General features: G+C 71.2%; 24 protein-coding genes and 2 pseudogenes. 21 read left to right on the top strand and 5 right to left on the bottom strand.

From position 1 onward, the window contains the following. The first annotated feature begins 1 nt into the window (after nucleotide 1). Nucleotides 2-1,659, top strand: a pseudogene (locus tag JM949_RS40160) (RICIN domain-containing protein). A gap of 161 nt (nucleotides 1,660-1,820) precedes the next feature. On the opposite strand, the gene JM949_RS12195 reads toward JM949_RS40160, so the two are convergent. Next, nucleotides 1,821-1,967, bottom strand: coding sequence for a hypothetical protein (locus JM949_RS12195; RefSeq protein WP_203148539.1), 147 nt, complete (start codon nucleotides 1,965-1,967; stop codon nucleotides 1,821-1,823). Nucleotides 1,968-2,491: 524 nt separating this feature from the next. On the opposite strand from JM949_RS12195, the gene JM949_RS12190 reads away from it, so the two are divergent. After that, complete coding sequence (locus JM949_RS12190; protein WP_203148538.1) at nucleotides 2,492-2,983, top strand: hypothetical protein; 492 nt, start codon at nucleotides 2,492-2,494, stop codon at nucleotides 2,981-2,983. Nucleotides 2,984-3,138: 155 nt separating this feature from the next. Here JM949_RS12190 and JM949_RS12185 read toward each other — a convergent pair whose 3' ends face one another. Together JM949_RS12185 and JM949_RS12180 are read right to left on the bottom strand one after the other, a co-directional pair. Further along, nucleotides 3,139-5,613, bottom strand: a complete 2,475-nt coding sequence (locus JM949_RS12185) for an ATP-binding protein (protein ID WP_203148537.1) — start codon at nucleotides 5,611-5,613, stop codon at nucleotides 3,139-3,141. Nucleotides 5,614-5,670: 57 nt separating this feature from the next. Then, nucleotides 5,671-6,332 (bottom strand): annotated as a pseudogene (locus JM949_RS12180) (AfsR/SARP family transcriptional regulator); the annotation flags it as partial. 240 nt (nucleotides 6,333-6,572) lie between these two features. On the opposite strand from JM949_RS12180, the gene JM949_RS12175 reads away from it, so the two are divergent. The 19 genes from JM949_RS12175 to JM949_RS12085 all read left to right on the top strand — a co-directional run bounded on the left by JM949_RS12175 (nucleotide 6,573) and on the right by JM949_RS12085 (nucleotide 24,436). Beyond that, entirely contained in the window at nucleotides 6,573-7,565 is a 993-nt protein-coding gene (locus JM949_RS12175) for an AarF/UbiB family protein (RefSeq protein ID WP_203148535.1), read from the top strand. Nucleotides 7,566-7,715: 150 nt separating this feature from the next. Further along, nucleotides 7,716-8,012 carry a LysR family transcriptional regulator gene (locus JM949_RS36895; RefSeq protein WP_203148533.1) on the top strand — a complete coding sequence of 99 codons (297 nt, stop codon included), beginning with the start codon at nucleotides 7,716-7,718 and terminating at the stop codon, nucleotides 8,010-8,012. Continuing rightward, on the top strand, nucleotides 8,009-9,073 hold the full coding sequence (locus tag JM949_RS12165) for a polyprenyl synthetase family protein (RefSeq protein WP_203148532.1): 1,065 nt from the start codon (nucleotides 8,009-8,011) through the stop codon (nucleotides 9,071-9,073). The genes JM949_RS36895 and JM949_RS12165 overlap by 4 nt, the downstream gene beginning before the upstream one ends. 567 nt (nucleotides 9,074-9,640) lie before the next feature. Next, nucleotides 9,641-10,789: a sedoheptulose 7-phosphate cyclase gene (locus JM949_RS12160; RefSeq protein ID WP_203148531.1), complete on the top strand. Its 1,149-nt coding sequence runs from the start codon at nucleotides 9,641-9,643 to the stop codon at nucleotides 10,787-10,789. After that, a complete protein-coding gene (locus tag JM949_RS12155; protein ID WP_203148530.1) occupies nucleotides 10,789-11,526 on the top strand; it encodes a cupin domain-containing protein in 738 nt (245 codons plus the stop codon). Before JM949_RS12160 ends, JM949_RS12155 begins: the two co-directional genes overlap by 1 nt. Continuing rightward, entirely contained in the window at nucleotides 11,523-11,894 is a 372-nt protein-coding gene (locus tag JM949_RS12150; RefSeq protein WP_203148529.1) for a hypothetical protein, read from the top strand. The genes JM949_RS12155 and JM949_RS12150 overlap by 4 nt, the downstream gene beginning before the upstream one ends. Further along, nucleotides 11,891-12,973 (top strand): zinc-dependent alcohol dehydrogenase, encoded by a 1,083-nt coding sequence (locus JM949_RS12145; RefSeq protein WP_203148528.1) that lies wholly within the window; start codon nucleotides 11,891-11,893, stop codon nucleotides 12,971-12,973. The genes JM949_RS12150 and JM949_RS12145 overlap by 4 nt, the downstream gene beginning before the upstream one ends. Further along, nucleotides 12,970-13,632: a cupin domain-containing protein gene (locus JM949_RS12140; protein ID WP_203148527.1), complete on the top strand. Its 663-nt coding sequence runs from the start codon at nucleotides 12,970-12,972 to the stop codon at nucleotides 13,630-13,632. Before JM949_RS12145 ends, JM949_RS12140 begins: the two co-directional genes overlap by 4 nt. Next, nucleotides 13,629-14,411 (top strand): SDR family oxidoreductase, encoded by a 783-nt coding sequence (locus JM949_RS12135; RefSeq protein ID WP_309232125.1) that lies wholly within the window; start codon nucleotides 13,629-13,631, stop codon nucleotides 14,409-14,411. The genes JM949_RS12140 and JM949_RS12135 overlap by 4 nt, the downstream gene beginning before the upstream one ends. Beyond that, nucleotides 14,401-14,961 (top strand): VOC family protein, encoded by a 561-nt coding sequence (locus JM949_RS12130; RefSeq protein WP_238433025.1) that lies wholly within the window; start codon nucleotides 14,401-14,403, stop codon nucleotides 14,959-14,961. Before JM949_RS12135 ends, JM949_RS12130 begins: the two co-directional genes overlap by 11 nt. Continuing rightward, the gene (locus JM949_RS12125) at nucleotides 14,958-15,920 is read left to right on the top strand and encodes a prenyltransferase (protein ID WP_203148525.1); all 963 of its coding nucleotides are present in this window, start codon (nucleotides 14,958-14,960) and stop codon (nucleotides 15,918-15,920) included. Before JM949_RS12130 ends, JM949_RS12125 begins: the two co-directional genes overlap by 4 nt. A 106-nt stretch (nucleotides 15,921-16,026) precedes the next feature. Continuing rightward, entirely contained in the window at nucleotides 16,027-16,719 is a 693-nt protein-coding gene (locus JM949_RS12120; RefSeq protein WP_203148523.1) for a transmembrane-type terpene cyclase, read from the top strand. Nucleotides 16,720-16,763: 44 nt separating this feature from the next. Next, nucleotides 16,764-18,332 carry an ABC transporter substrate-binding protein gene (locus JM949_RS12115; RefSeq protein ID WP_203148521.1) on the top strand — a complete coding sequence of 523 codons (1,569 nt, stop codon included), beginning with the start codon at nucleotides 16,764-16,766 and terminating at the stop codon, nucleotides 18,330-18,332. Continuing rightward, nucleotides 18,333-19,310 carry an ABC transporter permease gene (locus JM949_RS12110; RefSeq protein ID WP_203148519.1) on the top strand — a complete coding sequence of 326 codons (978 nt, stop codon included), beginning with the start codon at nucleotides 18,333-18,335 and terminating at the stop codon, nucleotides 19,308-19,310. Further along, nucleotides 19,307-20,155, top strand: coding sequence for an ABC transporter permease (locus tag JM949_RS12105; protein ID WP_203148517.1), 849 nt, complete (start codon nucleotides 19,307-19,309; stop codon nucleotides 20,153-20,155). Before JM949_RS12110 ends, JM949_RS12105 begins: the two co-directional genes overlap by 4 nt. Then, nucleotides 20,152-21,819, top strand: coding sequence for a nickel ABC transporter ATP-binding protein NikE (nikE, locus tag JM949_RS12100; RefSeq protein WP_203148516.1), 1,668 nt, complete (start codon nucleotides 20,152-20,154; stop codon nucleotides 21,817-21,819). Before JM949_RS12105 ends, nikE begins: the two co-directional genes overlap by 4 nt. Before the next feature lie 3 nt (nucleotides 21,820-21,822). Beyond that, complete coding sequence (locus JM949_RS12095; protein WP_203148514.1) at nucleotides 21,823-22,785, top strand: glutathione S-transferase family protein; 963 nt, start codon at nucleotides 21,823-21,825, stop codon at nucleotides 22,783-22,785. A 134-nt stretch (nucleotides 22,786-22,919) separates the two neighbouring features. After that, the gene (locus JM949_RS12090; protein ID WP_203148545.1) at nucleotides 22,920-23,780 is read left to right on the top strand and encodes a metallophosphoesterase family protein; all 861 of its coding nucleotides are present in this window, start codon (nucleotides 22,920-22,922) and stop codon (nucleotides 23,778-23,780) included. Further along, a complete protein-coding gene (locus JM949_RS12085) occupies nucleotides 23,777-24,436 on the top strand; it encodes a 4'-phosphopantetheinyl transferase family protein (RefSeq protein WP_203148512.1) in 660 nt (219 codons plus the stop codon). The genes JM949_RS12090 and JM949_RS12085 overlap by 4 nt, the downstream gene beginning before the upstream one ends. A 47-nt stretch (nucleotides 24,437-24,483) precedes the next feature. Here JM949_RS12085 and ccrA read toward each other — a convergent pair whose 3' ends face one another. Then, entirely contained in the window at nucleotides 24,484-25,728 is a 1,245-nt protein-coding gene (ccrA, locus tag JM949_RS12080) for a crotonyl-CoA carboxylase/reductase (RefSeq protein ID WP_203148511.1), read from the bottom strand. Beyond that, the coding region (locus JM949_RS12075) for a thioesterase domain-containing protein (RefSeq protein WP_238433024.1) at nucleotides 25,725-26,225 on the bottom strand (501 nt) is incomplete at its 5' end. The genes ccrA and JM949_RS12075, both read right to left, overlap by 4 nt.

Genomic DNA, 26,225 nt, shown 5'->3' with positions numbered 1-26,225 from the left:
CATGCCCTCCACCACCAGCAGACCGGTCAGCGGCGGACCATCCCGCCGGGGTCGGCGTACCGCGATGCTCCTGGCCATGATCACCACGCTGGTCGGCGCGGTCGGCGCCGTCGTGGTCGGCGCGCCCGCGGCGACGGCGGCCACCATCGACACCAGCGCCTACTACGTGCTGGTCAACCGCAACAGCGGCAAGGTCCTCGACGTCCGGGACACCTCCACCGCCGACGGCGCGGTGATCCAGCAGTGGTCCCGCAACGACGGCCAGTGGCAGCAGTTCCAGTTCGTCTCCTCCGGCAGCGGCTACTACCGGCTCAGGGCGCGACACAGCGGCAAGGTCGTCGACCTCTGGGAGTGGAACACCGCCGACGGCGCCGAGTTCCGGCAGTGGTCCGATCTCAACGCCACCAACCAGCAGTTCCAGGTCCTCGACTCCGACGGCGGCTACATCCGGCTGATCAACCGGCACTCCGCCAAGGCACTCGAGGTCTGGGAGCGGTCCACCGCCGACGGCGGACGCGTCAGTCAGTACGCCGACCTCAACGGCACGAACCAGCAGTGGCAGCTGGTCGCCGTCGGTGGCGGCAGCACGCCACCACCGAGCAGCGGCTGCGGCAGCGGGTCCACCAACGCCGAGGCCGTGCTGAACGGAAGCACCTGGACGGCGCGCAACGGCTCGTCCACTGTCTACTCGGGCTCGGACATGTTGTCCGCCATGCAGGCGGCGGTGAACTCGCTGTCGGCGGGTCGGACGTCGAAGCAGCGGGTGGTCGTGCGCGGCTCCGGGTCGGTGAGCGCGGGTTCCCGGTTGTCGCTGCCGTCGTACACCACAGTGGCGGTGTGCGGCACGATCACGTGACCGGCTCGGGCTCGGGCGACCAGGCGCCGGTGTACTCGCGGGGCACCACCGACGTCGAGGTGCAGAACCTGACGCTGACCGGCTCGCCGTTGTACGGCATCTTCATGCGCAACGTGAACAACCTGACCCTCGGGCAGATCGACATGCGGCTCTCGGCGGGGCTGGGCATCCGCATCGACAACCACGGTGGGGACCGGGCGGTGAAGGTACGCAACGTCCGCATCGACACCGTGTACGTGTCGGGGACCGGCACCCACGGGGTGGAGACGTATGGCGTGGACGGTCTGACCATCGGCACGGTCACCGCGCGCAACACCCGGGACTCCGGCCTGCTGCTCAACGACACGATCAACGCCACCGTGGGCACCGTCGACGCGCAGAACGCCGGGGCCGGGACCGGGTACGCGGCGTTCCGGATGGCCAACCGCAACGGCCGGGTGGGCAGCTCGTACCCGACGAACATCCGGGTCGGGAACGTGATCGCGTCCGGGGGTGGTCGGGGGATCTTCTGCGTGTCCGAGTCCGGTGGCGCGGTCATCGACCGGGTGACGATCTCGAACACCGGGAACAACGCGATCCTGGTGGAGAACTGCTACAACGTCGTCATCGCCGGGGTGTCCGGGACGGTGACCGGCGGTGGCGAGGTGCGGATCGCCGCGCGGACCGAGTTCCCGATCTCCTCGGGCATCCGGTTGCAGAACCTGACCGTCAGCGGCACCAACATCACCCAGAGCCCCTGCGGTGGCGCGAACAACACGATCAGCAACGTCACGCGGATCAACTCGACACTGACCTGGTGTTGAGCGGCAGCCCGGCCGGGAGCGGACGGTGGCACACGCGTCTCGCTCCCGGCCGGGCGGCGACGTCAGCCGCGGTGTGGGCCCGGTGTCGGCAGCCGGGTCGGCCGCGCCACCTTGGCACGGGTCGACCGGCCAGGCGGGGTGCGGCGGCGGCACCCGGTAGGTCAGTCGGTGATCACCGGCCAGGCGTAGGCGAGCAGGGCACAGGCGGCACCCAGCAGCGCGAGCGAGACGCCACGAGTGCGCAGCGGCAGGGCCGCGAGCACGATCAGGATGATCGCGACGAGGTAGAGAAGTGCCTGGACCGACATGGGGTTCTCCTCCGGTGCGGGTTGGCGGCGGACGACTCCGACGGGGCCTCCGCGAGATGGGCGATGACGAGGGCGAACGGCAATGGCCGCCGGGCGGGCGGACCCCACCGGTCACCTGAGATACCCCCTGTGGCGGCAATCCACTCCGCACCCGTCGCCGATGGTGGGACTCCCACGGGCAGCCATCGATGCCGATAACCGGTATCGTCGTCAGCGGCGGCTCACCCGGGTCGTGTCGACAACGGCACACAAGCCGGAAGTTGGCCTGCCCCAACGGTTTGGCGGCCGCGCGCGCCTCGGCGCCGACGTCGGCGGCGCACTCCTGGCGGACGATCGCCGGGCACCGCTGGTGCCGCCAGCACACAGGACGGAGAACACATGCGACGGCTCCTCACCGCGCTGCTGACGACCGCGGCGGCGGTCATCCTGATCCCCGGCGCGCGTCCGCGTCGCCCACCGAGGCGACACAGTCGTGCGGTGCGATCCAGCTGACCGGCAGCCTCACGGCTCCGCCACCCGGCTCGGTGGTCCGCCAGTCGATCTCCATCGGCGCCGACTGTCGGGTCGTCACCGGTCCGGCTGAGATCCTTCCCGCGCCGGCCGGCAAGGCGCGGCTCGCGGCGGCGTCCTACCACACCTACTCCGAGATGTACGACTGCTGCGGCATCGTCATGTCGGCGCTCTACACCGACAGCACCAGCACCACGGCCGGCGGAGCGGTGACCTCGTCGTCCACCTCGTTCTCGACGCACGTCAACCGCGAGCCGTGGAACGCCGGCTGGTCGGTGCGCACGGCGACGAGCAGCGGCGGATGTGCCACCGCATGCCCGTCCGCCAGCTACGACCACCACGCGGAGTTCTCCTACCAGGGCATCTTCGACACCACCGGCGACTGGTACTACAACGTGCACGACTCCAGGGTCGTGCTCAACGGTGACGGTACGGCCACCTGCCAGCAGAGCGTGAATCTGCGGCACACCTTCATCGGCTGGAACTGGGTGCACGGCTGCGGGTGACCGCCGCCGAGATCGCCGGCGACCGCCGCGCAGCCGCGGTCGCCGGCAGCCGCACCAACGTCAGCAGCACCACGAGCTGCCCGGCCGGTGCTGCTCGCGTTGGTCACCGTCGCCGACGAGGGCCATCGTCGGCGGGTCGCTCACCGCGCGGCCGGTCAGCCTTCGGCGGCTTTCTGGATCGACGGACGCGGGCTCGCCGCTGCGATCCGGTCCAGCAGTGCCTGGGCGGCTGCCAGGCCCGCCCGCTGGCCGTGTCGTTCGTACACCGCGATCGCCTGGCGGCACGTTTGATCGGCCTCGGCGACCGCGCCCTCGGCCAGTTCGATCGCGGCGAGACGGCGCAGCACAGGGCCGTGGTGCAGCCAGAACTTACGCCGTCGCACGAGTGCGTCGGCCTCGGTCGCGTGCCCCCGGGCCGACGGCAGCTCGCCCAGCTCACACTCGGCGGCAGACAGTTGGACAAGCGCCTCGATCTCGCCGTTCAGGTAGTCGATCTCGACAGCCAGGGACCGCGCCTGCAGGCAACAGCGGCGCGCGCCCTGCGGATCCCGCAGGGCGAGCAGGCACGCGGCGAGGGCGTTGAGCGCCTCGGCTTCGGTGCGGCGATGGTTGATCGTGCGCGCCACCTGGAGCGCCTCCTCGGCGAACCGTCGAGCGAGCTCGAAGTTGCCGAGGTCGAAATGCGTGCCGGAGACAGCCACCGCGGTCCGACCCTCGCCGAGTCGCGAGCCGAGACCCCGGAACTGGGCGAGCGTCCCCAGCAGCTGCTCCAGAGCCTGGGCCGGCCGACCCTGCTCCCGGTACGTGCAGCCGAGGTCCAGCCGGACGCCGACGACGGAGTAGTCCCGACCGAGCCGGTTGCTGGATTCGGCCGCCTCCGTGAGCAGCTCGGCGCTGCGAGCCAGCTCGCCCTGGTACCGGTAGGCGATGCCCAGGCCATGCGCCGAGGCGACCTCGTAGAAGGCGGAGACCGGCGAGGTGTTCAGCTCCCGGATCTGCTCGAAGCTCCGTACCGCGACGTCGAGCTGGCCGATCCACAGTGCCGCCATGCCGAGCGCGTTCACGCACACCACCTGGTATTGCCGGTCGCCGAGGCGGTGGTAGAGCTCGGCGGCGCGGCTCAGGTGGTCGACGCCGAGCTGCTGCCGCCCGGCGGTGATGTACGCGTGCCCCAGGCTGAGCCGCATGATGGCCTCGCCCTGCTCGTTCCCCGCACGCAGGGCCGCCTTGAGACCCAGCCGGGTGACGGCGATCCATTCGGTGTAACGCTCCGTCAACGCCAGTGGCGAGGTCAGCGCGTCGCCGAGGTGCCAGGCGGACTCCAGCGGCCCGAAGGAGGCCGCGTACGCCACCGCGGCGTGCAGGTTGTCCCGTTCGTCGTCGATCCAGGCGATCGCCGCGTCGCGGTCGCCGAACTCCGGTGGCGGCACCGAGGTCGAGCTGGCGGGCATCCGGGGCAGCGGCCGGTGCGGTTCGATGACGTGCGAGGCGACGCTTGTGGTGTGCGCGTAGAAGTCGAGGTCGCGACGGATGACCGCGGCCTGTTCGGTCTCGGTCTCCTCGGTCCGGACGAGCTGGACGGCATAGACCCGGAGCAGGTCGTGCAGGCGGTATCGTCCGCCGTCGTTGTCGACCAGGTTGGCGGCGGCCAGGCTGCCGAGCATGGCGCTCGCCTCGGTCAGCGACGCGTCCAGCAGCGCGGCGGCGGCGTGCACCGTGATGGTGGGGCCCGGATGGAGGGCGAGCAGCCGGAACCAGCGTCGCTGCTCCGCCGGCAACGCCTGGTAGGAGTGCTCGAAGGTAGCGCGTACCGCGCTGTGCCGGTCACCCTCGAGGGAGAAGGCAGAGAGCCGGTCGTCCCCGTCGAGCTGGGCCACGAAGGTGGCGATGGACGCGTGCGGGCGGGCCGCCACCATCGCACCGGCGATCCGCAGGGCGAGCGGCAGGAAACCGCAGAGATTGGCCAGCCGGCGCACCGCAGCCGGCTCCGCGACCGCCCGGTCCGCCCCGATCATGCTGGTCAACAGCTCCTCTGCCGCGCGTTCCCGCAGCGGGTCGAGGTTGAACCGGCGGGCTCCCTGCATGGCGATCAGCCCCTGCATGTGCGCCCGGCTGGTGATGAGGACCGCGCACCGGCTGGTGGCCGGTAGGAGGGGCCGGATCTGCTCCGGGTTACGCGCGTTGTCGAGCACGATGAGCACGCGTTTGTCAGCGAGCAGCGAGCGGTACAGCATGATCTGCTCGTCGAGGTCGAGCGGGATGGTGTCGGGCGCCGCCCCGAGGCCCCGCAGCAGGCGCGGCAGCAGCTCGCCCGGGTTCATGGCCGGGCCGACCCCGAAACCACGGAGGTCGGCGAAGAGTTGCCCGTCCGGGAAGTGTTCCCGCACCGCGTGGCCGACGTGCACGGCCAGGGCTGACTTGCCGACCGCCGGCATTCCGGAGAGCACCACGATCGGTGGCGCGGCGCCGTCGTGATCGGCTACGAGTATGTCGACCACGGTCGACACCAGGTGGCGGCGCCCGACGAAGTCGATGACGTCGGGAGGCAGCTGGGACGGTGCCACGGAGGCGCGGGCGTGCATCGGCGGTGGAGCCGCCAGTGGCTCGGCGAGCGTCGGGTCCCGATTCAAGACCCGCTGGTACAGCCGCTGCAACTCCGCGCCGGGATCGATTCCTGTCTCGGCGGCGAGAACGCCGCGCGCCTCGTGATATGCCGCCAGCGCGTCGCGTTGCGACCGTCCCGGTACAACGCCAGGATCAGCTGCGACCAGAAGCCCTCATGCAGCGGATGTTCACCGGTGAGCCGCCGCAGCCTGCTGATCACCTCGGCATGGGCACCCCGCTGGAGGTCGGCGTCGATCCGGCGCTCCAGGGCGGCCAGCCGCTCCTCCGCCAGGCCACTGAGCTCGTAGCGCTGTAGGTACTCGGAGGGGACATCGGGCAGCGGCGTGCCCCGCCAGAGCTGTAGCGCCTTCCGCAGCACCTCGGACTTGGTCGCCGGATCGTCGGCGTGTTCGGGCCGCTCCGCCTCGACGACCAGCGCCCGGAACTGGTGCAGGTCGACGTGCTCGCGGTCGACCGCCAACCGGTAGCCGCTGGCCGTCGTCGCGATAGCCTCCTCGCCGAGGAGCCGCCGCAATCGCCGGACGTAATTGTGCACGGCGGCCTTCGGATCCACGGGAAGATCCTCATCCCAGAGAGCCGCGTACAACTCGGCCAGCGACACCGCACTCCCGGCCCGCAGAGCCAACAGGGCGATGAGCGCACGCTGCTTCGAAGCCCGGACGACAATCGGCTCGCCCCCGTCGCGGATCTCGAGCGGCCCCAAGACCCCGAATCGCAGATCCATATTCCCCCGCCGTCAACGCCGTCTAACGCTGTGGATGGACGACTACACGATCTTAGCCACTCGGGTTGAGCGCCGGGTACCCGTGCGATCATGATCTGCGGTGGGCCGAAACGGCACCGGATCACCGAACCCCGGATCCAATGCTCGAAAACACCCTGGACAATCGATCAGCGGACAGTTCCACTCATATGCGTGACGTTCCGCCGGTTATTGCTTCGGGGTGACTCGCGCGGCCGCGCGATGCCGCCGGCCGCCCTGCGGCAGCTCGTGGCGGAGGAGGCACCGCAGATCGCGCGGCTCGACGAGCGCCCGGTGGCCGTCGGGACGGTGGCGCAGGTGCATCGTGCGGTCTGGCCGGACGGCCGGGCGGTGGCGGTCAAGGTGCACCGACCCGACGCCCGCGCCGTGCTGAGCGACGAGCTCGCCCGGGTACGACTCAGCTTCCGCGCACTCCACCTGGCGCTTCCCGGTCACCCGGTGGCACCGCTGTGGGAGGAGTTCCACCGACACGCGGTGACCGAACTGGACTGTCCCGGTGAGGCCGAGCACCAGCGTGCCTTCGCCGCGGCATACCGCGGGGACCCGGACATCCTCGTCCCGGAGGTCCGCCTCGCCGGCCGACGACTGCTGGTGACGGACTGGGTGGACGGCGAGCCGGTCACCGCCATCGCTGCCGCCGGCGACCAGCGGCGCTGCGACGACGTGGCGGCCCTGGTGACGGCCTTCCAACTCAGCGCTCCGGCCCGGGCCGGCCTGCTGCACGCGGACCCGGCCAGCGAGAACTTCCGGATCACTCCGGACGGCAGGCTCGCGGTGCTCGACTTCGGCGCCGTCGCCGCGTACCCCGACGGGCTTCCCCGAGAATTCGGGCACCTGCTGCGTGCGATCGTCGACCGTGATGCCGAGCGACTGGAGGCGACTCTCCGCGAGCTGGGCGCGGTGGGCGCGCGGGGCGGCAGCGCGTCGCGTCGGCTGCTGGCCCTCGCCGAGGCGGCGGTACTGCCGGTGCTCGCGCCCGACTTCCGGTTCGACCGGCACTGGCTGCGCCGGCAGGCCGGCACGCTGACCATCAGCGCCGGCCTGGCTGTCGCCCAGGGGGTGCGCCTGCCGCCGGGGCATCTGCCGTTGCTGCGCATGGTCGTGGGGACGGTACGGCTGTTCTGTCGGCTCAACGCCCAGGCGGATTACGACAGCGCACTGGCCAGCTGGCTGCCCGGTTTCCGGCCAGCGTGAACCCGGCCCGAGGGTCGCGTCGACGGGGCCGACCGACGGCGATAGCGGCGCGATAGCGATCGGATCACCACCGTGCCACAAGCTCGAGGAGCGAGGCGGTCAGCAAGATCAGGTTGACGACCCGCATCCACACAACCGGGGGATGATCCGATGCACGAGCGAGAGTTAAGAGCATTCGTCGCCATCGTCGAGGCCGGGCGGATGGACTACGCCGCCACCTCACTCGGCTATTCACAGCCCGCTATCAGCTACCAAATTAAGTGCCTGGAGCAACAATTGGGCGCGCGACTGTTCTTTCGGCACCCGGACGGCGCTCAACTGACCCCGGAGGGCGCCATGGTACTGCCGTCCGCGCGGGCCGTCCTGGCGCTTCTGGACGGAATCAAGGAAGTAACCGGCCGGCAGAATCGGACGGCAGCCGTGGAAGAACTCCGGGTCGCCGGATGACGCACACGCCCGTCCTGCCCCCTGCGGGCGGAGCCGCCACCGGCCTCGCGCCGGCGAGGCGCGCGGATATCCGTGCCTGCGTCGACTCCTTCGACCCGACCCTGGCCTCGACGGTCCGCTCGGCGATGGCGGAGATGGAGGCCGAGCTACGCCGCCGGGTCGTCGCACCCGGTGACCCGTGGTTGAGCGAGGCGGCCGGTCACCTGATCCGGGCCGGCGGCAAGCGACTTCGACCCCTGCTGGTCATTCTCGCCGCGCAGACCAGCCGTCCCGATCCGGGCCGGGTGCTCCGGGCCGGGATCGCCGTCGAGTTGATGCACGTGGCCACGCTGCACCACGACGACGTGATGGACAACGCGACCCTTCGGCACGGTGTGCCGAGTGCCAACGCGCGCTGGGGAAACCGCCTGGCCGTGCTGGTCGGCGACCACCTCATGGCGGTCGCCTGCATGACCGCGCTCGAGGTCGACACCACACTGGTCCGTCGGCAGGGGTGGACGCTCACCAGACTGGTGCGTGGTCAGGCCATGGAGGGTTCGGTGTTACGCACCGACCAGAGTGCCGTGGAGCAGTATCTGCAGGTGGCGTCGGACAAGTCCGCATCCCTCTTCGCGCTCTGCGGCTGGGCCGGGGCTGTTTGCGGCGGCGCCGACGAGGCGGTGGCGGAGGCTCTCGCCGACTACGGCGAGGCGCTCGGCATCGCCTTCCAGATCTCGGACGACCTGCTCGACATCGTGGCCGACTCGGCAGCCTCCGGCAAGACCCGCGGGATCGACCTGCAGAAGGGGGTCCGAACCCTGCCGATCCTGCACGCGCTCGCCGCGGGGGATCAGCACGCGGAGCGGCTCGCCGACATCCTGGCCAACGGCGCGGTCGACGACCCCGCACTGCGCCACGAGGCACTCGAGCGGCTGCGGGCGTCGCCGGGGCTGGAGCGAAGCTACGAGGATCTGCGCCGGCACGCCGCGGTCGCGGAGAACGCTCTGGCTCGCGTCCCGGACGGTCCCGCCAGGGACGCGTTGCTGACCGTGTCCGACTTCGTGGTCAAACGCACGTACTGACCCGACCGCATCAGTGCAATCGACAATGGAGTGACGTAGATCACAGTAGGGACAAATGATCACTTTCGCGTCTCATGTCCAGGCTGTCGCACCACATTAGAATGTTGAATAACGGCAGCCCGGAGTATGGATGCCGGAGTCAATTGGTGTGACACGTGACCACTCAGGCCGCCCGGGTGACCGGGCGGCCTGGAATGCGTGGCAGGTTGTTGCGGACCCCTCGCCAACCAATTAACCTTCGTGAGGATCGATCGATCGATCGACATGGCTGGGGTCAACCAGCCCAACGAAACCGGGGGATTTTAAGGATGCTTCATCCGCCACGAACAGCGATTCGGCCTGCACCAAATCCGGTCCCGCCGCCTCACGCTGGCGATCCCCGGCGTCACTGAGCTCCAGAGCCAGGCCCGGGGGCTAATCCCCGGCGAGCCGCCACCGGAACTCGTCTGACCCACCCCGGCTGTCATTCCATCGACACGCCGTTCCATCGCAGTCCCGCTCGCACTTTCAGCCTGCCCGACGCATCCACCCGCCGATGGCCGTCGCGATAAGCGGAGCTCGCACGACATGAGATCAACGAAGACCTACCACGTCCGTGCCCAGCTGCAGGCCGACTACGAGGTCGTCTGCACTGACAATATTCTCGACCCGGCGAGCGACGAACTCGTCGGCCGAGGTCGACAGCCCGGGACCCATGCGCAACGCAGATTCATTGTCCTGGACCAAGCAGTTGACGCGATCTACGGAAATAGCATACGCGCCTATTTCGAACACCATCGTGTCGAGTGTCGGTATCTGGTGCTGCCCGGCGGCGAACAACGCAAGGTGATGGATTCGGTGGTCGCCGTCGCCGCGGCACTCGACAGCTTCGGCATCGACCGCCGCCGGGAACCGGTCATCTCCATCGGCGGCGGAGTTCTGCTGGACCTGGTCGGCGTCGCCACCACGCTGTACCGACGGGGCATACCGCACCTGCGGGTGCCGACCACCCTGATCGGTCTCGTGGACGCGGCCATCGGCGTCAAGACCGGCGTCAACCACGGCTGCCACAAGAACCGCCTCGGCACCTTCCAGTCACCGACCGCGGTGCTGCTGGACCGTCGGTTCCTCGCCTCACTCGACGAGCGGCATCTCCGCAACGGCGCCGCCGAGATGATCAAACTGGCGATCGTCCGTGACGAGCGCCTCTTCGAGCTGCTCGAAGAGGACGGTGACCGGTTGGTCGAGGAGAGGTTCCAGGGCCGCTCACCGGCCGGTGAGCGGGTCGCCTCGGAGGTGCTGCACCGTTCGGTGCGGGGAATGCTCGCCGAGTTGGAACCCAATCTGTGGGAACGCGAGCTGGACCGTCTCGTCGACTTCGGCCATTCCGTCGGGCCGGCGATCGAGATGCTGGCCGGCGGCGACCTGCTGCACGGCGAGTCGGTGGCTATCGACATGGCCGTCTTCACGACCGTGGCAGCACACCGCGGACTGCTCGACGACAAGGCCGCTCGCCGCATCATCGAACTGCTGCACCGGTTCGCGCTGCCCACCGACCACGCCCTGCTCGACGAAGAGGTGGCGGGCCGGGCGCTGGCCGACACGGTCCGCCACCGCGACGGCCGCCAACGACTGCCCGTGCCAACGGGTATCGGCAAGGCCGTGTTCCTGAACGACGTGACGCAGGACGAGCTTCGGTCCGCACTGCGCCACAACCGGGCGGAGGCGATCTCTTGATGATCATCGCCGACACGTCGGCACCCGCCGAGGTCCACGGCGTCCACGGCGCCGCGGGAACCTCGTGGTGGAAGTGTTTCGTCCGGGGCGCCGAGCTGACCGGAGCCTGGGAGGCGGTCGAGTGGGCCCGGCTGCCACCGGGTGGGCTCAGCGGGGAGCATCTGCACACCCGCACCGAAGAGGTCTACATCCTGCTCGCCGGGTCCGGCCAGATCCTCCTCAACGGCCGAGCCACGCCCGTCCGGGCCGGCGATGTCGTGCTCACCGGTATCGGCACCCGGCACGGACTGCTCAACACCGGTCCGGATCGGCTGAGTTGGCTGGTGGTCGAGCTGCTGGGACCGGACACGGCGGCCGTGTTCGGCCGTGCGCCGACCGCCGGCGGGCCGGCCGCACCAGCGGAAAGGAACACGGACATGCCCGCTGCCCAGGTCTTCCACCTACAGGAACCCGGCGAGATCGACCCACGCGGTGTACTCACCGGACCGCTGCGCCGGATAGCGCGCCGACGACTGGCCCCGGACCAGGAAGACACCGTGCTCGCGGTCGGCCGCGAGTTCACTCTCTTCGTGGTCGCCGGCTCCGGCACTATCACCTCCGGCCAGGCATCCGCCCCGCTCGGGCCGGAGGTGTCCGTGACCCTGCCGTTGGGCAGCACCGCGACACTCACCGCCGGACCGGACGGTCTGGAGCTGTTCGCCCTGGAGTTGGTCGTCCCGGACGGAGCTCCGGCGTGATCGTCGAGACCGGACCGGCGCCCGCCCGCCGCACCGACGGAGCCGGACCGGATCGCCAGCTACGCTGCCTGGCCCGCCGCGGCATGCTGCACAGTGAGTGCCAGGCGATCGACCACCTGCGGCTGGCCACCGGTGACCACCTCGACCTGACCGAGGCCGCCGGCCACGAGACCGCCTGGGTGGTGTGCCGGGGACGGGCGAGCCTGACCGGACAGCCGGGCCAACTCACCGCCGGCGACGTGGTCGTGGTTCCGGTCGGATCCCGGCCGGGGCTCACCGTCCTCAGCGGTCCACTGGAGCTGCTCCGGGTCGCCGTGCTGACCGCCGAGGCCGCCCGTCGCCTGCCGCAGCGGAGGCCAGTGGCATGATCGGCACCCGCCAACCGGCCACCTCGCCGACCCTCGCGCCCTGGCCCGACGGCACGATGCGGGCGATCGCGCTGGTCGGCCCGCACACCGTCGCGGAGATCAGCCTCCCGATACCGTCCCCCGCGGCCGGGACGGTGCTCATCCGCCCCCGCCACGTCGGGCTCTGCGGGACGGACCTCGAACTGTTCCACGGCGACTCCGGCTACCTGCGGTCCGGGCGTGCCCACTATCCGCACGTCTTCGGCCACGAGTGGTGGGGGGAGGTCGTCGCGGTCGCTCCGGACGTGCGCGACCTCGCGCCCGGCGACCCCGTCGTCGGGCAGACCATGATTCCCTGCGGCGGATGCGGCAGTTGCCTGCGCGGCCGCCGCCAGCAGTGCCGCCGGATGACCGAGGTCGGCCTGTACGGGCAGCAGGGTGCCACGGCCGACTTCATCCGGCTGCCCGCGCACGCCGTGCACCGGCTCCCGCCCCGCCTGGCCGAACCCTGGGCGATACTCGTCGAACCCGCTGTCACCGTGGTCGAAGCCCTCCATCGGGCCGGGGCGCGGGCGACCGACCGGGTGGCCGTCCTCGGCACCGGCACCATCGGGCTGCTCGCGGTTCAGCTGGCCCTGCGGGTGACCGCATCGGTGACGGCGCTGGGCGTGCAACCATCAGGCCTGGCCGCGGCGGCCCGGTACGGTGCCGTGCCGCACCTGGTGGACGACGTGCCGAAGGCGGACTTCTCGCTGGTGATCGAGGCCTCGGGTGCTGCGGAGGCGTTCCCACACGCCCTCGACCTCACCGAGCGCGGTGGCCGGGTCGCCCTGGTCGGCGTGGCGTACGAGCAGGTGGCGGTCACTCCCGGGGAGCTGGCGTTGCGCGGGCTGTCCGTGCTCGGCATCCAGCACGGCATCGACCACTACCCGGACGTGATCGGGCTCTTCGAGCACGGGGCGCTCGACGGTCCGGGGCTGCTCGCGGCCGCGGTGCCGCTCGACCGGGCGGTGGACGCCTTCGAGATGCTCGCCGCCGATCGGGGCGGTCGGCCCAAGGTCGTCCTCGAGCTCCCCCGGCGGCGGGAGGGGACGGCGTGAACGTGCTGACGCGCGGCGGTGCCAGCACCGAACGGTTGACCGGTCGCCACGGATACGTGGAGGTGTGCGGGCTGGCGCCCGGAGCGGCGCTGCCAGCCGGCGCCGCGGACACCGAATCCGCCGTGGTCGTCCTCGCCGGGACGCTGTCCGGCCTCGACCGGGGGGCATCGCTGTTCCTAGCCGTGGGCGAGCCGAGCGACCTGGTGGCGGGGCCGGAAGGGGCGCGCCTGCTGCTCGTACGGGCCCGGGGCGGCGGACGGTCGCCGACGGTGGGGTCCCGATCGGACGACGTCGACCACGTGTCGTCGGCGGTGCTCACCGCCGGTGGCGGCTTCACCGACATGCGGGTGCGCTGGCTCGTCAGCGGCGCCGACCCGGGCAGCACCCGGCTGGTCGTGGCGACATCGACGTTCGCGCCGGACGGCCACCACGAACTGCATCGACACTCGAACGCCGAAGAGTTCTTCATGGTGCTCGACGGCGGCGGCGAGCACCTCACCGAGACCGACGCGGTCCGACTCGGTCCGGGCGACGTCGTGCTGGTGGAGGCCGGCGAGTGGCACGGCTACCGGACCGACAGTGGGGTCACCACGACGACGGTCTACGGCTATCTCGGGGCGGCGAGCCTCGACGAGGCGGGATACGAGGTGCGCTCGTGAACAACCGGAACGTGATCGTGACCGGTGCCAGCTCCGGGATCGGCAAGGCGACCGCGCTGTGTCTGGCGGAGCGGGGTTTCGACGTCGGCATCGGGTACCAGCGCGGGCGAGCGGCCGCCGAGGACGTCGCCGCGACGATCCGCGCGATCGGGCGGCGCGCGGTCCCCTTCGCGCTCGACCATCGCGAGCCCGCCCGGGCCGCGGCGGCCGTGGTCGAGGCCGCCGACGAGCTGGGCGGGCTCGACGGGTTCGTCAACAACGCCGCGGTCAACCGGCGGTCCGCCTTCCTGGAGGAGACCGTCGAGGAGTGGAACGAGCTGCTGACGGTCGACCTCACCGGGCCGTTCGCCTGTGCGCAGGCCGCCGCGCGGGTGCTGGTGGCGCAGGGCCGGGGCGGACGGATCGTCAACGTCAGCTCGGTGCACGACTCGGTCCCGATCCGTGGCGGCTCGGCGTACTGCGCCGCCAAGGGCGGGCTACTGATGCTGACCCGCGTGATGGCGCTGGAGTTGGCCGAGCACGGCATCAGCGTCACCGCCGTCAGCCCCGGTGAGACGGCGACGCCGATGAACGGCGTACCCGACGACGTGGACGCCGCCGAGATCACCCGGCCGGCCATTCCGGCCGGCCGGCCTGGACGCGCCCGCGAGGTGGCGGCCCTGGTGGCGTACCTGCTCCAGCCGGAGGCGGGCTACCTGACCGGCACGACGATCACCATCGACGGCGGACTGACCCTGATGAGCGCCATCCCCAACCAGGAGTACGCACATGGCATCTGACGAACGCCACCCGATCGGCATTCCGGGCGCGCGCGCCGTGCACCACGTCGCCTACACCGTGCCCGACCTCCAGCAGGCGGTCCAGTTCTTCGTCGAGGTGATCGGCGCCGAGCTGGCGTACCAGCTCGACCGGGTGGCCGACCCGGACGGTGACTGGATGACGCGCAAGCTCGGCGTGCACCCGGCGGCGGTGGCCCGGATCGCGATGCTGCGCCTCGGGCCGGTCACCAACCTGGAACTGTTCGAGTACGACTCCCCCGAGCAACGGCGGACGCTGCCGCGCAACAGCGACTGGGGCGGACATCACCTGGCGATCCACGTCGACGACGTGGACCGGGCGGTGGCGTACCTCGAACAGCAGCCCGGGGTACGGATCCTCGGCAAGCCGGAGACCATCGAGGACGGTCCGATCGCCGGGGACCGGTGGGTCTACTTCACCACCCCCTGGGGCATGCACCTGGAGCTGATCAACCTGCCGGCCGGGGCACCCTTCGAGCAGCAGACCGACGCCCGGCTCTACCGACCGGACCAGCACTGGACCAACCGGTGAACCAGACCGGCCGGAGCGGTCGCTCCCTGGTTGGCGACATCGGGCTGCTGGTCCGGCTGGGCCGACCGAAGTTCCTCCTGGAAAGTGTGCTGATGGTGACCTGCGGCGTCGCCGTGACGGTCTACCTGGGCCATCCGTTCCTGATCGGTCCGTGGCTGGCTGCCCAGGCGTTCGTCACCACCACGCACCTGATGACCCAGTACTGCAACGAGTACTTCGATCTGGAGGCGGACAGCGCGCACACCGGGCCGACCGCGTGGACCGGAGGCAGCCAGGTGCTCGCCCAGGGCCTGCTGCCCGCGTCGGCCAGCCTGGCAGCCGCCTTCGTGCTGCTGTTCCTGTCCGTCGTTCAGATCGCGGTCATGCCCACAGTGGCCGCCCGGCTCCTGTGCGTGCTGATCGTGGCGCTGGCCTGGTTCTACACGGCACCGCCGGTCCGGCTGAACTACCGGGCGCTCGGCGAGGTGACGACCGGGGCGGTCCTCATCCTGCTCTGCCCCGCCCTGGCCGCTCTGCTCCAGATCGGCACGCTGCCGCCGCTGCTGTTCGCCGTCACCACTCCGCTGTTCCTGGTCATGACGGCTCGGATGATCGTGATGAACTACTGCGACCGGGACTCGGACCGGTCGGTCGGCAAGCTGACCCTGCCGAACACCCTCGGTCCGCGCCGGGCCGCGTGGGTGTTCACCGCGTTGCAGGCGACCGGGTACGCCGTTCTCGTGGTGGTCACGGCGACCGGGACCCTGCCTCTCCCGGTGGGGGTCGCGCTGGTGGCGACCGTACCGTGGGCCGTCATGCTCTGCCGGCGGCTGCTGGTCGAGCCCCCACGGCCGGTGACGCGCCACGCGGAAACCAACTGGCGCGGAGCGCGACGGTGCACGCCGCCGCCACGGGCTACCTCGCGCCGGCCGCCCTGCTGGCCGCCGCCGCGGTCCGGCACGGGCTCGGCGACGCGGTGATCGGCGCCTCGCTGCCGTTGCTGGCCTACACCGTTTTGTTCGTGGCGCAGTGGTTCGGCGAGCGTCGCGCCGCGTCTCCCCAGCGGATAACGGAGGTGTCCCGCGCATGAACTCGTCGGTCCTGGCAGCTCTGCCCCCGGTCATGGATTCTCGGCAACACGCGGACGCGCTGGTGCCGACGATCGCCTTCGGCGTGGTGGGCATCTGCACGTTCGCGGTCTACATCATGATGCTGCGCCGGCAGATCATCGAGAAGGTGCCGGCGATCCCCGTGCTGGCGTTGTGCGCCAACATCTCGTGGGAGATCACCTACGCCTTCATCTACCCGATCTACCCGCAGATGCGGATCACCCTCTACTTCTGGATCCCACTCAACCTGGTGATCCTCTACCTGGCCGTACGCTATGGACGGCGCGACTTCCCCTCCCTGTCCCGCCGCGCGTACGGTTGGCTGATCGCCGGGTGGAGCCTGTTCGCCCTGACCTTCATGCCGTTGGCGACCCGCGAGTTCGACGACCGGCTGGGTGTCTACACGACGGTGTTCGTGGTCGTGTTCATGGATGCCGCGTTCGTCGTCATGCTCTGGAACCGCCGGTCCACGATCGGGCAGACGATGTACATCGCCGTCCTCAAGATGGTGGTGGACGTCTCCGGCGCGGTGGGTCTGATCATCTGGTTCCCGGACCGGTGGCTGCTGCATCAGATGATTGCCGCCGAGGTGGTACTCGGCGCGCTCTACATCGTGCTGCTGTACCGACGTTTCCGAGCGGAAGGCGTTTCGCCGTGGCGCAAGATCTGACCGACCGAGGGATCATCCCGTTGAGAATCCGCGCGCTCGCGCTGTTGACAGCCACGACCGTGATCCTGACCGGGTGCACCGGGCAGGCCGAGCGCGGCGGCGGCGACAGCGCCACCCCGCGCGCGGGCGGCACCCTCACCTTCGCGACGGACAGCGACCCCGGCTGTCTCGATCCGCATCAGTCGCCGGCGGCGGCGGCGCTACTCACCGGCCGTGGTGTGGTCGACTCCCTGGTGGCCCAGGACCCTAAGACGGGTGACGTCGTCCCGTGGCTCGCCGAGTCCTGGACCACTGACGAGCGGGCCACCACGTACACCTTCAAACTGCGCGGTGACGCCACCTTCAGCGATGGATCGCCGGTCGACGCGGCCGCGGTCAAGGCGAACTTCGACCGGATCGTCGCCCCCACGACCAAGTCGCTGCTGGCGGCGGGATTCCTCGCCGGCTACACGGGCACCACGGTCACCGCCGATCGGACGCTGGAGGTGCGTTTCGGTCAGCCGAACGCCGGCTTCCTCCAGGCCGCGACCACGGCGTTCCTCGGGATCCAGTCCCCCGGCTCGTTCGCCGCCGGGCCGCCGGCCAGCTGTCGCAAGATCGTGGGCAGCGGACCGTTCACGGTGACCGAGTACATCCCCCAGCAGCGCGTGACGCTCGCCCGCCGGGCCGGTTACCGCTGGGCGCCGCGGACGGCCGCGCATCAGGGCGACGCCTTCCTGGAGAAGGTCGTGCTCTCGATCGCGCCCGACAACGGTGTTCGCAGCGGCAGCCTGCGCAGCGGCCAGGTGGAGGCGGTCGGTAACGTGACCCCACGGGACGCGGTGGCCTTGGAGAAGGCGGGATTCGACGTGCAACGGCGGGAGCAGGCCGGCATCGCGTACAGCCTCTTCGTCAACAGCGCGAAGGAACCCTGGACCGATGCCCGCCTGCGCCAGGCGGTGGCGAAGGCGATCGACAGTGCCGAGGTCGTCAAGACGCTCTACCAGGACAAGTACGCGCGCGCCACGAGCGTGCTCACCCCGACGACACCGGGATACCGGGCGAGCGAGACCAGCACGTCGGTTGCCGAGGCGACCGGACTGCTCGACGCGGCGGGCTGGCAGGCCGGGTCCGACGGCATCCGCAGCAAGGACGGTAAGCGGCTGTCGCTGCGCTGGACGTACGTGTCGCCCGCCCGGGAACAACGCGACCTGCTGGCCCAGCTGGTGCAGCAGCAGCTCCGGAAGGTCGGGGTGGAGGTGCTCCTCGACCCGGCGCCGGCCGGTGACGTGATCCGCCGGCAGACCAGCGGCGACTGGCAGCTGAACGACATCAGCTTCCTGCGCGCCGACGCGGACGTGCTGCGCACCGTCCTCCAGTCGTCGGCCGGTGGCCGTCCCCCGATGGTCCCCGACAGCGCTCTCGCCGCCGCGCTCGCCGAAGGCGCCGGCACCCTGGAGCCGGACGTCCGGAAGGCGAGCTACGCCCGGGCTCAGCAGCGGATCGCCGAGGAGGCACTGGCCATCCCCATCTACAACCCGACGTACCTGATGGGCACCAGCGACCGGGTGCGGGCGGCGACGTTCGACGCGCAGGGCCTCCCCCAGTTCTACGACACCTGGCTGGACCGCTGAATGAGCTGGGCCCGGAGCGGCGACCGGTCCGGCATCCGCAGCACGATGGTACGGCGACGGCTCCTCTCCGCGGTGACCGTGCTGATCGGCGTGGTGACCGTCGCCTTCGCCGTGGTTCACCTGATCCCCGGCGACCCGGTACAGACCATGCTGGGCACCGGGGGCGCGTTCGTCGACCCGGCCCAGGAAGCCGCCCTGCGCCACGAGCTCCGACTGGACCGCTCGCTACCCGACCAGTATTTCGCCTTCCTCGCCTCGGCGGCCCGGGGTGACTTCGGCACCTCCTTCCAGACCGGTGAACCGGTCACCCGCCTGATCGCCGAGGCGGCACCGGCGAGCCTCTCCCTGGCCGGGGCGGCTCTGCTGCTCGGCGCGCTGATCGGCACGGCGATCGCCGTGCTCTCGCGACTGACCGACTCACGCGTTCTGGGATCGGTGCTGGCGGTGCTACCCGTGTTGGCGATGTCGCTGCCGGCGTACTGGGTCGCGGCGGTGCTGTTGCAGTTCTTCTCGTTCCGGCTCGGCCTGGTCCCGGCGCTGGGCGGGACGGGCATCCGGGGGCTCATCCTGCCCGCCCTGACCATGTCCCTGCCGACGGCGGGCGTCGTCGCGCAGGTGCTCGCCTCCGGGCTACGCGCCGCGGAACACGAGTCGTACGTGCTGATGGCGCGGGCCAAGGGGGCCACCCGGGCGAGGGTGGTGTGGCGACACATGCTCCGCAACACCGCGCTGCCGGCCATCACGCTGACCGGGACGACGGTGGGCAGCCTGCTCGGCGCCGCCGTGGTGACCGAGACGATCTTCGGGCGACCCGGTCTGGGTCGTCTGATCATCACCTCGCTCAACGCCCACGACTACCCGGTGATCCAGGGCGTGGCCGCCGTGCTCGGCGCCACCATGATCCTGATCAGCCTGCTCGTGGACCTGCTGTTCACGTACCTCGATCCACGCGTGGTGTCGACGGCGGTCTGGCGATGACGCTGTTGGCGGTGCTCCAGCGTCGCGTCGGCGGGCCGGGACGACGGATGCCACCGGTCACGGTGATCGCGGCGACGCTGATCCTGCTCGCCGGGCTCGCCTGCGTCGTCGTCCCCGGCCACCTGGCTCCGCACCCGCCCGACGCGGTGGCACCCGAGGCGGCCCTGCTGCCACCGGGCTGGGGTCATCCACTCGGCACCGACGAACTCGGCCGCGACCTGCTGAGCCGCGTGATCCACGGCTCCCGCCTCTCCCTGCTGGTCGGGGCAGCCGCGACGTTGCTCGCCCTGCTGGGTGGCGCCGCCATCGGCCTGGTCGCCGGTCTCTTCGGCGGCCTCGTCGACGCGGTGCTGATGCGGGTGGTCGACGTCATGCTCGCCTTTCCCGCGTTGCTGCTGGCCCTCGGCGCGATCTCGGTGCTCGGCAGCTCCCCGACCCGACTGGCGATCGCGGTGGGCGTCTCCAACGTCGCCACGTTCGCCCGGCTGATCCGGGGTGACGTGCTGCGGGTACGCGGGCTCGCCTACGTCACAGCGGCCACGGTCAGCGGAGTGCGGCCGGCCGGGCTGCTGCTGCGGTACGTGGTGCCGAACGTCTGCGGCCCCGCGCTCGCCCTGGCGGTGCTCGGCTTCGGCGTCGCCATGCTGGAGTCGTCCTCGTTGAGCTTCCTGGGGTTCGGGCCGCAGCCGCCGGTGGCCGACTGGGGGATGTTGGCCGCTGCCGGACGCGACAACCTGGCGGACGCCTGGTGGCTGAGCACCTTCCCCGGTGTCGCCGTGGCCGTCACCGTACTCGCTGCCACTATCATCGGCAAAGCGGTCCAGGACCGACGGGGGGTGCAGTGAGTCCGGAACCCCTGCTGCGGATCCGCGGCCTCACCGTCTCGTACCCCGGGGCCGAGCGGGCGATCCTGACCGGTGTCGACCTCGACGCACCAGCCGGCGCGACAGTGGCCGTCCTCGGCCCGTCCGGGGCCGGAAAGAGCACGCTGGTGGTGGCGATCGCCGGCCTGCTGCCGGCGGGTGCGCGGGTCGGCGGCGAGATGTGGTTCGACGGTGTCGCCCTGCACCGCCTCGACGAGGGCGCCCGACGCCGGTTGCGGGGCCGGCACATCGCCACCATTCCGCAGGACCCGGCGGTCGCCCTCAATCCGGTCCTCCCGATCGGTGTCCAGGTCGCCGAGGCGCTGCTCATCCACGGCATGGCCGGCCGCCAGCAGGCCGCCCGCCGGGCCCTGGAACTACTGCGCTCCGCCGGGCTGCCCGACCCCGAGACGGTGGCCGCCCGCTACCCGCACAACCTGTCCGGCGGGATGCGCCAGCGGGCCCTCGTCGCCTGCGCGCTGGCCGCCGAGCCCCGACTCGTCCTGGCCGACGAGCCGACCAGCGCCGTCGACGCGGTGTCCCAGGCCGGGGTGCTCGACGACCTGGCCAGCGTGACCACCGGCACCGGACGCACCCTCATCCTGGTCACCCACGACATCGGTCTGGCGATCGAGCGGGCGGACTGGGGCGTCGTGCTCGACCAGGGTCGCACTGTCGAGAGCGGCCCCATCCGCCGCCTGGCCGCCGCCGCGCAGCACCCGGTCACCCGGGCACTTGTCGCCGCGGCGCCGCACTCGCGTACCGCCCGACTGCGGCCACGGACCGACCCCGCGCCGTCGGGCACCGCGCGGGAACCGGCCGAGACCGGGCAGTTGCTGCGGCTGGAGCGGGTCAGTGTGGTCTACCGCCCCACCGGGCGGCGATTTGAACCGGTGCGGGCGGTCGTCGAGGTCGACGCGCACGTCCGTCGCGGCGAGACGCTGGGGGTGGTGGGCGAGTCCGGGGCCGGCAAGTCCACGCTGGCGGCGCTCGCCCTGCGACTCGTCCCGCCGACCGCGGGCCGGGTGCTCTTCGACGACGCGGATCTGGCCGGCCTGCGCGGTTCCGCCCTGCGCGCCTTCCGCCGCCGGGCACAACTGGTGTTCCAGGACGCGTACGCGGCGCTGAATCCGCAGATGACGGCCGGCACCGCGATCGCCGAGCCGCTGCGGGCGCTCCGCCTGGCCAACCGGGCGGAGCGCGCGATCCGGGTCCGCGAAGCGGCGGACCTGGTCGGCCTGCCGGCGTCCACCCTGGACCGGCGGCCGAGGGAGCTGTCCGGTGGGGAATGCCAGCGGGTCGTCCTGGCCCGCGCCCTCGTGCTCCGCCCCGACCTGCTGATCTGCGACGAGCCCGCCTCGGCGCTCGACGCCGCCATGCAGGCCCAGGTGCTGCAACTGCTCGTCGACGTGCAGGCCGAACTCGACCTCGGCTACCTGTTCATCTCCCACGACCTGGCCGCGGTCCGACAGGTCGCCGACCGGGTCCTGGTCCTCCGGCACGGCCGGGTCGTCGAACAGGGGGTCGCCGCCGACGTGCTCGAACGCCCGGCGCATGCCTACACCAGGGCCCTCGTCGAAGCGACCCCCGGGCACCGGACCGCACCGAAGCTCCCCGTGCACCACGTTCCAACAGGAGGTATGTAACACATGTCCGTCAACCCCCGCGCCGCCTCGCCTGTCGACGTCGAGCAGTACGGCCCCTACCTGCCGAAGAACCGGGCCGGTGAGGTGCTCCAGCGCAGCGAGCCGGCGTTCCGCGCCCGGATCACCGCGGACGGCTCCAGCGGCCACCCGGCCGAGCCCGGGCGGTACCACCTGTACGTGGCGGCCCCCTGCCCCTTCTCGCAGCGCTCCACCATCGTGCTGCACCTCAAGGGACTTCAGGACGTGGTGACGGTCTCGGTCGCCGACCCGCTCCGCGACGGGCGCGGCTGGGCGTTCCGCGAGGGGACGGGCCACGGGCTGGACGAGGTCAACGGCTTCCCGTTCCTCTCCGAGGCGTACACCGCGACCGACCCCGAGTACGACAGCCACGTCTCGGTACCGGCGCTCTGGGACCGCCAGACCGGGCGGATCGTCTGCAACGACTACCGGGTGCTCAGCACGGACCTGGCCACCGCGTTCGACAAGTACGCGACGAACGACATCGATCTCTACCCGGAGGAGCTGCGCGCCGAGATCGACGAGTTGAACGAGTTCCTCTACACCCGGGTGCACGACGGGCCGTACCGGTGCGGCTTCGCCCGCGGCCAGGAGGCGTACGAGCGGGAGGTCGCGGACCTGTTCGAGGCGCTGGACCAGCTCGACGACCGGTTGGCTGACCGGCGTTACCTCTTCGGCGACCGGCTCACCGAATCCGACATCCGCCTCTACGTCACGCTGGCGCGTTTCGACCCGGTCTACTTCACCCACTTCAAGGCGAACCTGCGGCGGATCGCGGACTATCCCCGGCTGAGCGCGTACTTCCGCGATCTCTACCGGCTGCCGGCGTTCCGGGAGACCACCGACTTCGACCAGATCAAGACCCACTACTTCCGGACCCACCCGTGGCTCAACCCCACCGGCATCGTCCCGGTCGGGCCCTCCATGGAGAGCCTGCTCGGCGACTGACGGCCGAGCCGCGCGAACGGCTGCGGGGTAAAGGCCCCTTCAGCGAATTCGATCCGAACACACCCGGATGGACGATCCGTTGTTACGGTGACCTCCATTCCGCCATCGGCGCGGTGGCGCGAGTGGCCGAAACGCTGAGGGGGCCTGCTCTGAACGCGCGATCGACGGGTTCTCTGTACGCGGTAAGTGACCTGCACGTGTCCTACGCCGACAACCGGGACCTGGTGGACCGGTTGGAACCGGAATCCGCCGACGACTGGCTCCTCGTCGGCGGCGACGTCGCCGACCTGTTCGGTGACGTCGAGCGCACCTTGCGGCTGCTGCGCGACCGCTTCGGCACTGTCGTCTGGGCACCGGGCAACCACGAACTCTGGACCCACCCCAGCGATCCGGTGCAACTGCGTGGCGAGCAGCGCTACGCGGCGCTGGTGCGGATGTGCCAGGACATCGGCGTGCTCACCCCCGAGGATCCGTACCCGGTGTGGACCGGTCCGGACGGCCCGGTGGTGGTGGCGCCGCTGTTCCTGCTCTACGACTACTCGTTCCGCGCGCCGGGCACGCACACCAAGGACGAGTCGCTGCGCAAGGCGTACGACGCGGGCGTGGTCTGCACCGACGAGATGCTGCTGCACCCCGACCCGTACCCGAACCGCGAGTCGTGGTGCTGGGACCGGGTCGCCCGGACCGAGGCGAAGCTCGGCGCGATCGACCCGACGCTGCCCACCGTCCTGCTCAGTCACTGGCCGCTGGACCGCCGGCCGACCGACGTGCTGTGGTACCCGGAGTTCGCGCAGTGGTGCGGCACCGAGCGCACCGCCGACTGGCACCTGCGCTTCCGCGCCGCCGTGGCGGTCTACGGCCACCTGCACATCCCCCGCACCACGCACTACGACGGGGTGCGCTTCGAGGAGGTGTCCCTCGGCTACCCCCGGGAGTGGGGCCGGCGGGGCGGCCCACCGCTACAGCCCCGCCGCATCCTCGCCGGGTCGCCGTGATCGCCCACCTGCTGCCCCGGACGGTGGTGGCGGTCGAGACCTTCACCGACCGCCCCGGCGAGACGGTCTTCCCCGGCGAGGCGGATCTGATCGCCAACGCCGTGGACGGGCGACGACGCGAATTCATCACCGCCCGCCGGTGCGCCCGGGAGGCCCTGCTGCGACTCGGCCACCCGCCCGCCCCGATCCGTCCCGGCCCGCGCCGGGAACCGGTCTGGCCGGCGGGTGTCGTCGGCAGCATCACGCACTGCGCCGGCTACCGGGCCGCCGCCGTCGGGCTCGCCACCGACATCGCCGCGCTGGGCATCGACGCCGAGCCGCACGGTGCCCTACCGGAGGGCGTCCTCGGTTCGGTGACCGCCGTCGGTGACGCCGGCCTGCTGACCGACCTCGCCCGCCGGGATCCCACCACGCACTGGGACCGGCTGCTGTTCAGCGCCAAGGAGTCGATCTACAAGGCGTGGTATCCGCTCACCCACCGCTGGCTCGGGTTCGAGGACGCGAGCCTGACCATCGACCCGGCCACCGCGACGTTCTCCGGACGGCTGCACGTGTCCGGCACCCGCCGCGACGGCGGCCGGGACCTCCGTGAGCTGCACGGCCGGTACGCCGTCGCCGGGGGCCTGGTGCTGACCGCGGTGACGGTGCCGGAGTGACACCGCGCCGGAGGTAGCCGCGCACCGGGCCGGCCGGCGACGCCGGCTCACCCCGGCAGCGTGGTCAGCCCGGTGCGGGGGGCGTTGATGAGGACCGCGAGGTTGCCCGGCGGGTGCTCGTTGTCGCGCATCAACTGGTGCGCCCGGCCGAGATCGTCGATCGTTCCCGTCCAGGCCAGGCAGGGGTCGACGCGGCCGGCGTCGACGAGCGCGGTGATCGCCCGGCACTGGGCGACGTTGGCGAAGTGCGAGCCCTGTAGCCGCTTCTGCCGCATCCAGAGGAAGCGCAGGTCGACGTCGGCGTGGTACCCGCTCGTGCCACCGCAGATGACGACCATGCCCGCGGTGTCGCAGAGGTACATCGAGGTGGGGATGGTGTCCTGGCCCGGGTGCTCCAGCACGATCCGCGGGGCCCGCCGCTCGCCGAGAATCTCCCAGAACCGCTGCCCGAAGGCGCGCACCTGCTTGAGCCAGACCTCGACGGTCGGTTGGTCGTCGAGGTCCGGTAACCGGCCCCAGTGGTCGAACTCCCGCCGGTCGATGACACCGGCCGCGCCCAGGCGCAGGCAGTGTTCCCGGCGGTCGTCACCGGAGACGACGGCGACCGGAACACCTCCGTGCGCGCGGACGATCTGGATCGCCATCGAACCGAGCCCGCCGGCCCCGCCCCAGATCAACACCGGGTCGCCGGGGCCGACCACGTGCGGCGGCCAGCCGCAGAGCTGCCGGTAGGCGGTCGCCCCGGTCAGCAGGTACGCCGCCGCCTCCTCCCAGGTCAGCCGCGCCGGCTTGGGATGGCACTGGTACTCGTCGACCACTGTGAACTGCGCGAAGGCGCCGTAGTTCGCCTCGTACCCCCAGACCCGCTGGGTGGACGAGGTCATCGGGTCCGCGCCGGCACGGATGTCGGGGGCCGACTCGTCCCACTGGCAGCCGGAGAGGACGACGTGGTCGCCCGGGCTGACCTGGCGGGCGCCCTCGCCCACCGCCCACACCACGCCAGCACCCTCGGAACCGCCGATGTGGAACCCGGTGCTGTCGCGCCGGCTGCGCGCGGCGATCACGTCGAGCGGCTTACCCAGCGCCGCCCAGACGTTGTTGTAGTTGACTCCCGCCGCCATCATCATGACCAGCACCTGCCCCGGCCCCAGCGGCGGGACGTCCACCACCTCGGTGCGGAAGGCGTCGACCGGAGGGCCGTAGCGCTCGGGGCGGATGACGGAGGCGTACATCCGCGCGGGCACCTCGCCCAGCGGCGGTATGTCCCCGATCTCGTAGCAGCTGGTGGTCATCGTGATCCTCCCCGTTCGGTGAGCCAGTCGTGCACGGTCCGCGCCGTCTCGGCGGCGTACGTCTCGAGCATGGTGAAGTGGTCGCCGGCGACCGTGAGCGTGGTCTCGGCGGCGGGCCACCGGGCCTGCCACTCGCCGTCAGCGGTGCGTCCCGGCATCGGCCTCGCGGCCCGCACCAGCAGCGTCGGCGTCTGGATCGGCGGCGGTGTCCAGTCGAACTGCAGGTAGCGCGCCATCGCGGTGAGCCACCCGTCGCCCCGGGAGTCCTCGCCGTCGCCGGTCATCCGGGCCTGCCGTTCGAGCAGTCCGTGCAGCACCTGCGGGACAAGGTCCTCGATCAGCTCGGTGGCGTCCGGTCGGTAGGTGTCCAGCAGGACCAGCGCGGCGCACGCCGCGCCGCGCCGCTCCAGCTCGGCCGCGACCGCGTGCGCCACCAGACCGCCCGACGAGTAGCCGGCAGGCGCGACCGGCTGCCGGCCGCGTGCCGGAGCACGGAG

The sequence above is a fragment of the Micromonospora tarensis genome (assembly GCF_016803395.1).
In the GTDB taxonomy this organism is placed as follows: domain Bacteria; phylum Actinomycetota; class Actinomycetes; order Mycobacteriales; family Micromonosporaceae; genus Micromonospora; species Micromonospora tarensis.
Note: the sequence above shows the minus strand (reverse complement) of the source record. Positions and strands in the feature narration are given on the sequence as shown.